At 57.8% G+C, this 4,265-nt stretch carries 3 protein-coding genes and 3 pseudogenes; 2 read left to right on the top strand and 4 right to left on the bottom strand.

Annotation, left to right across the window (positions count from 1 at the left end):
• The first annotated feature begins 143 nt into the window (after nucleotides 1-143).
• Both DFR37_RS22550 and DFR37_RS22545 read left to right on the top strand, forming a co-directional pair.
• On the top strand, nucleotides 144-527 hold the full coding sequence (locus DFR37_RS22550; protein WP_276330294.1) for an ABC transporter substrate-binding protein: 384 nt from the start codon (nucleotides 144-146) through the stop codon (nucleotides 525-527).
• An 84-nt stretch (nucleotides 528-611) separates the two neighbouring features.
• A pseudogene (locus DFR37_RS22545) lies at nucleotides 612-1,052 on the top strand (ABC transporter permease subunit); the annotation flags it as partial.
• 48 nt (nucleotides 1,053-1,100) lie between these two features.
• On the opposite strand, the pseudogene DFR37_RS22540 reads toward DFR37_RS22545, so the two are convergent.
• The 4 genes and pseudogenes from DFR37_RS22540 to DFR37_RS22525 all read right to left on the bottom strand — a co-directional run.
• Nucleotides 1,101-1,946 (bottom strand): annotated as a pseudogene (locus DFR37_RS22540) (3-hydroxybenzoate 6-monooxygenase); the annotation flags it as partial.
• Nucleotides 1,947-2,030: 84 nt separating this feature from the next.
• Nucleotides 2,031-2,669, bottom strand: a complete 639-nt coding sequence (gene maiA / locus DFR37_RS22535) for a maleylacetoacetate isomerase (protein ID WP_113935392.1) — start codon at nucleotides 2,667-2,669, stop codon at nucleotides 2,031-2,033.
• Between the two features lie 2 nt (nucleotides 2,670-2,671).
• Complete coding sequence (locus DFR37_RS22530; protein WP_113935391.1) at nucleotides 2,672-3,370, bottom strand: fumarylacetoacetate hydrolase family protein; 699 nt, start codon at nucleotides 3,368-3,370, stop codon at nucleotides 2,672-2,674.
• A gap of 52 nt (nucleotides 3,371-3,422) precedes the next feature.
• A pseudogene (locus DFR37_RS22525) lies at nucleotides 3,423-4,196 on the bottom strand (cupin domain-containing protein); the annotation flags it as partial.
• Between the last annotated feature and the right edge of the window lie 69 nt (nucleotides 4,197-4,265).

The following is a 4,265-nucleotide window of genomic DNA, read 5'->3' as shown; positions in this document are numbered from 1 at the left end:
CGCCGCTCGTCAACCCTACGCCAATTTGTAGTGGAGCGGTTTACGACCGTCTCCTTATAAATCAATGAGTTGCGGCTTCAACTGTCGAACTCGGGGGGCCTATGGGCTACTGGTCGTGATTACTACACGGCAGCGAAGGCTTTTTGCTGACGACGGAATGGACTGCCGACATGGACAACGCTGCGAACAAGCAGTTTGTCGAAGCCTTTCAGAAAGAATACAATCGTCGTCCAACGGTCTACGCGGCAACGTCGTACGACACAGCACGTCTTATTGCATCCGCTCTGAAGGTCATCGACGGTGATGTCGAAGGTAAACCGGACGAATTCCGCGATGCGCTGCGCAAGGCGGATTTTGACAGCGTGCGCGGCAAGTTCAAGCTTGGCCCCAACCACTACCCGATTCAGGACTGGTTCCTTGTCGAAGTGGCGCGCAACGCGGAAGGCAAGCTCGACTACAAGCATGTGGAAACAATTGTGGAAGACCATGGCGATGCGTATTCCCACTTGTGCAAGATGGACAAGTAGCAACACGTGTATGTTTGATGCCCCGGGCATGAGGGACGCCTGCCCGGGGTGCTCGCCAGCCCCGGGCCCGTAAAGAGAAAAACTATGGCAATGTTGGTTGAGCAGGTCATGAATGGCTTGCAGTACAGCGCCCTGCTGTTTTTGTTGGCTGCCGGATTGACGCTGATACTTGGCATCATGAATGTGGTCAATCTGGCGCATGGTTCCTTTTACATGGTTGGCGCGTTTTGTGCCGCCGCTGCCGTGTCGGCCACTGGGTCCTTCCTGGTGGCGATACTCGCCGCCATCGTTGGGGCCGGCTTATATGGTTTGATTGTCGAGCGGCTGATCATCAGCCGCCTGTATCACCGCGACCACTTGGAACAAGTTTTGGCCACGCTGGGGGTGCTGATGTTCACCAATGCGCTGGTCACGGTGGTTTTTGGCCGCAACCCGCCGTTCGTGGCGATCCCGGCGCTGCTGTCCGGTTCGGTGCCTATCATGCCGGGACTTCATTACCCGATCATGCGCCTGGCGTTCATCGGCGCGGGCATTCTGGTGGCCGTCGGTTTGTGGTTCCTTATCGTCAAGACCCGGGTCGGCATCGGCCGTAGCCCAGCGACGCCACGACGTCGGACGGTCAAGCATCTGAAGAGGACGAGGATGAACGCCTTCGAAATAGCTCATAACCTCTTCCTTGCTGCCGTCGGTTACGCCCCATTCTTCCTCGTCGCGGCTGTGGAAGGTAACCACCAGGTTGTACTGCTGGCCGCCACGCAACGGATAGTGTACCAAGTGGCAACGCGGGCCAGCCCATAGCATAGGGGCATTCACCCGCAGATCCTCAGGCATGTTCTCCAGGTCGACCACGGCGCGGTACACGACGTGGCCGGTCACCCGGTGATGCCGGCCTATGGTTTTTTCGCGAATTACCGACTTGACCCCATCGCAACCCACGACAGCATCCGCATGATAGACATTTCCATTCGTGTCGCTGACTTCGACTCCATCGGACTTGAGCTTGACGTCGGCCACATGGGTCGAGGTCTTGAACTCGATCAGGGGATCGTGCTGCACGGCTTCCAGAATGGACAAATGAATATCGGCGCGATGAATCACGCCGTAAGGGCCGCCAAAACGCTCGCGGAACTTCTCGTCGGTCTCGATGCGCACAACCTCGTTGCCGTCAACCGCGTCCATCATGATGAGATGGTCCGTGAATACGGCGCGATTGCGCGTGGCCTCGCCCGCGCCCAGCGCGTCAAGCGCGTTGAACGCATTGGGCCCAAGCTGAATGCCAGCGCCAATTTCCCCGATGTGCTCAGCCTGCTCGAGCAGCAGCACTTGAATGCCTTGCCGCGTCAGCGCCAGCGCTGCGGCCAAACCACCGATGCCGCCCCCAACAATAATGATCTTTTGTTTGGCCTTGGTATCTGTCATTTCATGAATTCCTGTCGTGATTCTGCATGGCGTATAAGAAAGCACCCAAGACCGAGGCACACACTTGCACCCGGTCCCTGCCTATTATTTTTGAAAGTCGGGCTGCACCGCTGGCGCTGCCTGCTGAAAGGCGGGCAGCGTGTTGCAATGGTCGTACACCGCCTTAATGCGTGGATACACCGAAACATCGCATCCCATGCGAGTGGCGTTGGCCACTTGCGGCACAAGGCAGCAATCGGCCAGCGAGACCTGGTCGCCAACGCAGAAGCCGCCGGACTGGGTACGCTCCAGCATGGCTTCCAGCGACTTGAAGCCCTCAGCAAGCCAGTGGTGGTACCAGGTATTCTTGGCCTCGTCGCTGACTTCCAGATCCTTGACCAGATAGCGAAGCACCCGCAGGTTGTTCAGCGGATGCATGTCGCAGGAAATCAGGTTGGAGATTTCAAGCACGCGCGCACGCTGCTCAAGATCCGCAGATATCAAGCGAGGTTCGGGATACTTGGCGTCCAGGTAGTCGATGATGGCCATGGACTGCCCCAGCTGAAAGCCGTCATCGTCCAGCAGAGGCACACTGGCCCCTGGGTTCTTGCTGACGTAATCCGCGTTCTTTTGTTCCATGACGCGAATATTGACCGGCAACAGATTGAAATCCAGTTGCTTGATCCCAAGCGCAATGCGCACGCGGTACGAGGTCGAGCTATTGAAGAAGCTATACAAGTCCATGTTTACACCACATTGACGGCCAGTGTGCCCAGGCCTTCGACCGAGCCCACCATCTTGTCGCCTGCCACAACGGCGCCCACGCCTTCAGGCGTGCCGGTGTAGATCAGATCGCCGGGTTCCAGCTTGAAGAATTTGGACAGGTAGCTGACGGTTTCCGCCACCGACCAGATCAGCTTGTCGATGCTGCTGTTCTGTTTCACCTGGCCATTGACCTCAAGCTTGATGATCGCCTTGTCCAGATTGCCCGCCTTGTCCGCGGGGTACAGGGGCCCAATGGGTGCGCTATCGTCAAACGCCTTGCCGATCTCCCAGGGGCGGCCGGCTTCGCGCATTTTCATTTGCAGGTCGCGGCGCGTCATGTCCAGACCGACGGCATAGCCCCAAACATGGCTCAACGCGTCCTCCAGGCTGATGTTGGACCCACCTTTGCCGATGGCGGCAACGAGTTCGATTTCGTAGTGGTAGTTGCTGGTTTCAGCCGGATAGGCAATGCTCAGCGTTTCGCCTTCAGCCACCGGACGCACGGCATCGGCTGGCTTGCAAAAGAAGAACGGCGGCTCGCGATCGGGGTCGAAACCCATTTCACGGGCATGCGCCGCGTAGTTGCGTCCGACGCAGTAAACGCGGCGGACGGGGAAGGTGTCGGAACTGCCGTACACCGGAACGGCGACGACTTCAGGAGCACTGATAACGTGGGACATAGTAATGATCTCGTGAAAATTAGGTTATGAATTTCAATACGGAAGTACCGCGTCAGGCCAGACGCTCTTCACGCAACAGGCCAAGGGCCGTTTGTATGGGCCGATCCGAATAGCTGAACAGAACGACTTCTTCGTCAGTCTCAAACTGTACCAGTTGCCAGGATGGCGCGACAAAAACATCGCGCGGAGTAAAGGAAAATGTCTGATCGCCGATACGTACCGTTCCATTGCCTTCGACCACGCTGAATACCGTGGCGTCTGTCGTCCGGTAAGCCTTGCCGCGGAATCCCTTGGGCAATAGCTGCATGAACGTCGCCATGGTGGGCATGGCATAGCCCCCGGTGGCTGGATTGATGTAGCGCAGCTTGATGCCGTCCCATTCGTCGATTTCCCCATGGGTCTGCAAACGCTCCAACGCCTCGCGGGTGCGTGAATAGGGATAGTTGAAGATGGGCGACGTCATCGTCGTGGGCTGATAGCGCACGGGCAGCATGTTGTAGCCATAGCGGGCCAGGCTATCGCCTTCCGGCCTCGTGATGGGCTGTTCGGGATCGGGATAGGGTTCGGCAAAGCCTGCGCCGATCGAACGAATAAAGGGAATATCCAAGCCGTCCAGCCAGACGACCGGCTCGCCGCCATTGGCCACCGCCATATTGCCGTGATCGTGCCAGGTCCAGGACGGGGTGATGATGAAATCGCCGGGATGCATGGTGGTGCGTTCGCCGTTGACTGCAGTGTAAGCGCCCGTTCCTTCAACAATAAAGCGCAGGGCCGACTGAACATGCCGGTGGCTGGGCGCCCCCGAGTTCGACAGTTGAAGCCGCAACTCATTGATTTATAAGGAGACGGTCGTAAACCGCTCCACTACAAATTGGCGTAGGGTTGACGAGCGGCG

This window comes from Eoetvoesiella caeni, assembly GCF_003315175.1.
In the GTDB taxonomy this organism is placed as follows: domain Bacteria; phylum Pseudomonadota; class Gammaproteobacteria; order Burkholderiales; family Burkholderiaceae_B; genus Eoetvoesia; species Eoetvoesia caeni.
Note: the sequence above shows the minus strand (reverse complement) of the source record. Positions and strands in the feature narration are given on the sequence as shown.

Bases quoted from the DNA above. Each gene is read 5' to 3' on its own strand.
- DFR37_RS22530 (WP_113935391.1), bottom strand. From the start codon at position 3,370: ATGTCCCACGTTATCAGTGCTCCTGAAGTCGTCGCCGTTCCGGTGTAC.
- maiA (WP_113935392.1), bottom strand. From the start codon at position 2,669: ATGGACTTGTATAGCTTCTTCAATAGCTCGACCTCGTACCGCGTGCGC.